Raw genomic sequence first — 3872 nt, 5'->3', positions numbered from 1 at the left:
CGTACGGCACCTGGGACCGCAGGCGGTGGGGCTGTTCGCCACCGACGGTCCCGGCACCTCCGGCAGCAACGGCTGGCTGGTCGCCGGCGAACGCACCGTCACCGGACAGGCCGTCATCGCGGGCGACCCGCACCGGTTCATCGAGGACCCCGGCGTGTACCAGCAGATCCGCCTGTGCTGCCCGGAGTTCGACGTCGTCGGCCTCGCCGTCCCCGGTGTCCCCGGCATCGCCCACTTCGGCCACACCGGCACGGTCGCCTGGGCCATCACCAACGCCATGGCCGACTACCAGGACCTCTACCGGGAGCGGCTGCGGCGCACCGGCGCCGGTGTCGAGGCGCTCGGCCCGGACGGGCGCTGGCAACGGGCCGCGCGGCACACGGAGTTCGTCGAGGTCGGCGGTGCGGAGCGGGTGCCGGTCGAGGTGATCGAGACCGAACGGGGACCGGTCGTCGCCGGTGGACCCGAGGGGCTCGACGACGGCACCCCCCTCGCCCTCAGCCTCCGCTACCCGCCCCGCGTCACCGGCGACCTCGGCTTCGCCGCCCTGCTGCCGCTGCTGCGGGCCCGCACGGTCGCCGACGTCGACCGCGCCTTTGACGTATGGGCGGAGCCGGTCAACGTCGTCCAGGCCGCCGACACCGAGGGCGGGACCCTGCACCGGGTCGCGGGTCGGGTACCGGTGCGCGCCGAGGCCAACCGCATCCGGCCGGTGCCCGCCTGGGAGCCCGGCCACGAGTGGCGCGGCTGGCACGAGATGCCCCGCGCCGGCCTGACCGACGGCATCGCGGTGATGGCCAACCAGCGCGGCCCCGCCACCCCCCTCGGCGTCGAGTTCGCCGCGCCGCACCGCGCCGGCCGGATCGCCGCGCTGCTGGGCGAGAAGGACCAGTGGTCGGCGGCCGACATGCCCGCGATCCACACCGACACCCACCTCGCCTCCGCCGTGCCCCTCCTCGCCCACCTCGAGGCCCTCGACGACCTGCCCCCCGACGCCGCCGCCCTGCGCGACCGCCTCCTGCGCTGGGACCGCCGTATGGACGTGACCAGCCCCGAGGCCGCCGCCTACGCGGCGCTGCGCGGCGCGGTGGTCCGCCGGCTCGCCGCCCACCCGGCGTTCACCCCACTGGCCGAGCCGCCCGCCTACCCGGAGGTCCTGCTTCCGTGGCTCGCGCTCGTCCCGCGCATCGGCCTCGCCCTGGAACATCTGCTGAGCGCGGACGAGTTGTACGGCATCGACCGCGCCGCGATCGTCCGGGACGCGGTCCGGGAGGTCGCCGGGCAGCCGCAGCGCACCTGGGGCGACACCCACCGTCTCGCCCCCTGGCGGGCACTTGCAGGCACGTCGTACGACGAACCCGGCCTGTCCGGCGACCACGACTGTGTGCTGTGCACCTCCGCCGTGCCCGGCCTCACCGACCGCGCCGCACGCGGCCCGGCCGCCCGTTACGTGTGGGACCTGGCCCGCCGCGAGAACAGCCTGTGGGTGGTGCCCTTCGGCGCGTCCGGCGTTCCCGGCTCGCCCCACCATCGCGATCAACTCCCCTTGTGGCTCAAGGGAGATCTCGTGCCCGTCGTCACCGACTGGGCCCGTCTGACGAAGGAGACCGACGATGTCTGACCCGTACGCCGCCCGCACCGCCGTCCACGAACAGGCGGTCGACGGATTCGGCACCGTCCGCATCCTGCCCCTGGACGCGAAGGGCGACGCCGAGGTGATCCACAGCTGGGTCAGCGAGGAACGGGCCGCCTTCTGGGGCATGAACGGCCTCACGCGGGACCAGGTCGCCGACATCTACGCGCACATGGACACCCTCGACACCCACCACGCCCACCTGGTCGTGCGCGACGGCGAACCGGTGGCGCTGCTCCAGACGTACGAGCCCGGCACGGACCGGGTCGGCGAGTGCTACGAGGTCCGGCCCGGCGACATCGGTGTCCACCTGCTGCTCGCGCCCACCGGACCGGGCGGCGCACGCCCTGGCTGGACGGCGCTGCTGGTGTCCGCCATCACCGCATACGTGCTGCTCACCCTGGACCGGCAGCGGATCGTGGTCGACCCCGACGTGCGCAACGAGAAGGCGATCGCCCGCTTCCTGCGGCAGGGCTTCGAAGCGGGGCCGAAGGTCGTGCTGCCGGAGATCGACCTGCCCGATGTGTACCTGCCGGAGAAGCACGCTCAACTCGCCTTCCTCGACCGAGCGGTAGCCTTCCCGGCGTGACCCCAGAAGACCTCGTCGCGCACTACGCCATGGAGCCGATTCCCCGCGAGGGCGGCCTCTTCCGAGAGACCTGGGCGGGGCCCCGGCGGCCCGACGGGCGCCCGGAAGGCACCGCCATCGTCGCCCTGCTCAAACGGGACGACTACTCCGCAATGCACCGCCTGCCCACCGACGAGGTCTGGCACTTCTACCTCGGCGACCCGCTGGAGCTCCTGCTCCTCGCCCCCGACGGCACCTCCCGCACCGCCGTGCTCGGACCGGACGTACTCGGCGGCCAGCACCCCCAGTTCACCGTGCCGGCCGGCACCTGGATGGGCGGGCGGGTCGTCGAGGGCGGCGCCTGGACGTTCTTCGGCTGCACGATGGCACCCGGATTCACCTTCGAGGGATACGAACACGGGGACGCCGCCGACCTCACCGCCCGCTACCCGGACCGGGCCGACCGGATCGTGGAACTCTGCCGCCCGTGAACCGTGCGTGAGCACACCGGCGCCCGCGTCCGTACGTATCGCAGGGGCACATCCGACGACGGAGAAGCGATGGGGCTGCGCGATGGCGGACAACGGGACGACGGCGACCACGGAGCGCACGAACACCCCCGGCGACTTCACCGGCTGGTGCTGCTGGGCGCCGTGCTGGTCCTGCTCCTCCTCGGCGGGGCCGGCCCCGCGTCGGCCCACGCCGGACTCGGCAGCACCGACCCCCGCGACGGCACCGTCCTCGACGCCGCCCCCCGGCACATCACCCTGACCTTCACCGAGTCCGTCGGCCTGCTCGACGACTCGGTCCGGGTCATCGCCCCCGACAACCGTCCGCTGCGCACCAGCGGGGCCGCACACGTGGACGGCCGCTCCGACACGGTCCGGCTGCGGCTGCCCGCCGGCCTGCAGGACGGCACGTACACCGTGGCCTGGCGCGTGGTCTCCGCGGACAGCCACCCTGTCTCCGGCGCGTTCATCTTCTCGGTCGGCGAACCCTCCGCGACCACCGTCGCCGTCACCGCCCCGGCCGAGGAGCCGGCCGCGACCTCGCTGTACAACATCGCCCGCTACTGCGCGTACGGCGGACTGGCTCTGCTCATCGGCGTCCTCGTGTTCACGGCCGCGGTCCTCGGCGGCCCCTCCGAGGCCCTGCGCCGGCTGATCCCCGTGGCCTGTCTCACCCTGCTGGTGTCCACCACCGCCCTGCTCCTCCTGCGCGGCCCCTACGAGCGCGGCACCGGTCTCGCCGACGCCCTCGACCCGGCCGTCCTGCGCGCCACGCTCACCAGCAGGCCGGGGCTGGCGCTGCTGGCCCGGCTGGCGCTGCTGGCGGGGGCGTTCCTCCTCGTACGACGCTCCTGGCGCCGTCCGCGCGCCGTGCTCGGCGTCCCCCTCGCCCTCGGCCTCGCCCTCACCTGGGCCGCCGCCGAGCACGCCTCCGCCGGCATCCAGGTGCCCGTGGCGATCACCTCCTCGGTGCTGCACCTGCTCGCCATGGCCGTCTGGCTGGGCGGCCTGACCGCCCTGCTCACCGTGCTGTACCGCGCCCCGCAGGACCTCACCGCCCCCGCCGTCACCCGCTTCTCCCGGCTGGCCTTCGTCTGCGTGGCCGTCCTGACCGTCACCGGCGTCTACCAGTCCTGGCGCGGCCTCGGCTCCTTCAACGCCC

General features: G+C 74.2%; 4 protein-coding genes. All 4 read left to right on the top strand.

The window, feature by feature from the left end; translation table 11 throughout:
• On the top strand, nt 1-1621 hold a 1621-nt coding region (locus ACTWQJ_RS47945; RefSeq protein ID WP_443312660.1), incomplete at its 5' end, for a penicillin acylase family protein.
• Nucleotides 1614-2222 (top strand): GNAT family N-acetyltransferase, encoded by a 609-nt coding sequence (locus ACTWQJ_RS47940; protein ID WP_443312659.1) that lies wholly within the window; start codon nt 1614-1616, stop codon nt 2220-2222. The genes ACTWQJ_RS47945 and ACTWQJ_RS47940, both read left to right, overlap by 8 nt.
• Nucleotides 2219-2692, top strand: coding sequence for a cupin domain-containing protein (locus ACTWQJ_RS47935; RefSeq protein WP_443312658.1), 474 nt, complete (start codon nt 2219-2221; stop codon nt 2690-2692). Before ACTWQJ_RS47940 ends, ACTWQJ_RS47935 begins: the two co-directional genes overlap by 4 nt.
• Before the next feature lie 69 nt (nt 2693-2761).
• The coding region (locus ACTWQJ_RS47930; protein WP_443312657.1) for a copper resistance CopC/CopD family protein at nt 2762-3872 on the top strand (1111 nt) is incomplete at its 3' end.

Origin of the sequence: Streptomyces sp. KR55, from assembly GCF_052245645.1 — a bacterium.
Classification (GTDB): domain Bacteria; phylum Actinomycetota; class Actinomycetes; order Streptomycetales; family Streptomycetaceae; genus Streptomyces; species Streptomyces flavusporus.
This window is presented reverse-complemented; position numbering and strand designations above follow the sequence as displayed.

Coding starts and splice junctions, on each gene's coding strand:
- ACTWQJ_RS47940 (WP_443312659.1), top strand. CDS start 1,614: ATGTCTGACCCGTACGCCGCCCGCACCGCCGTCCACGAACAGGCGGTC.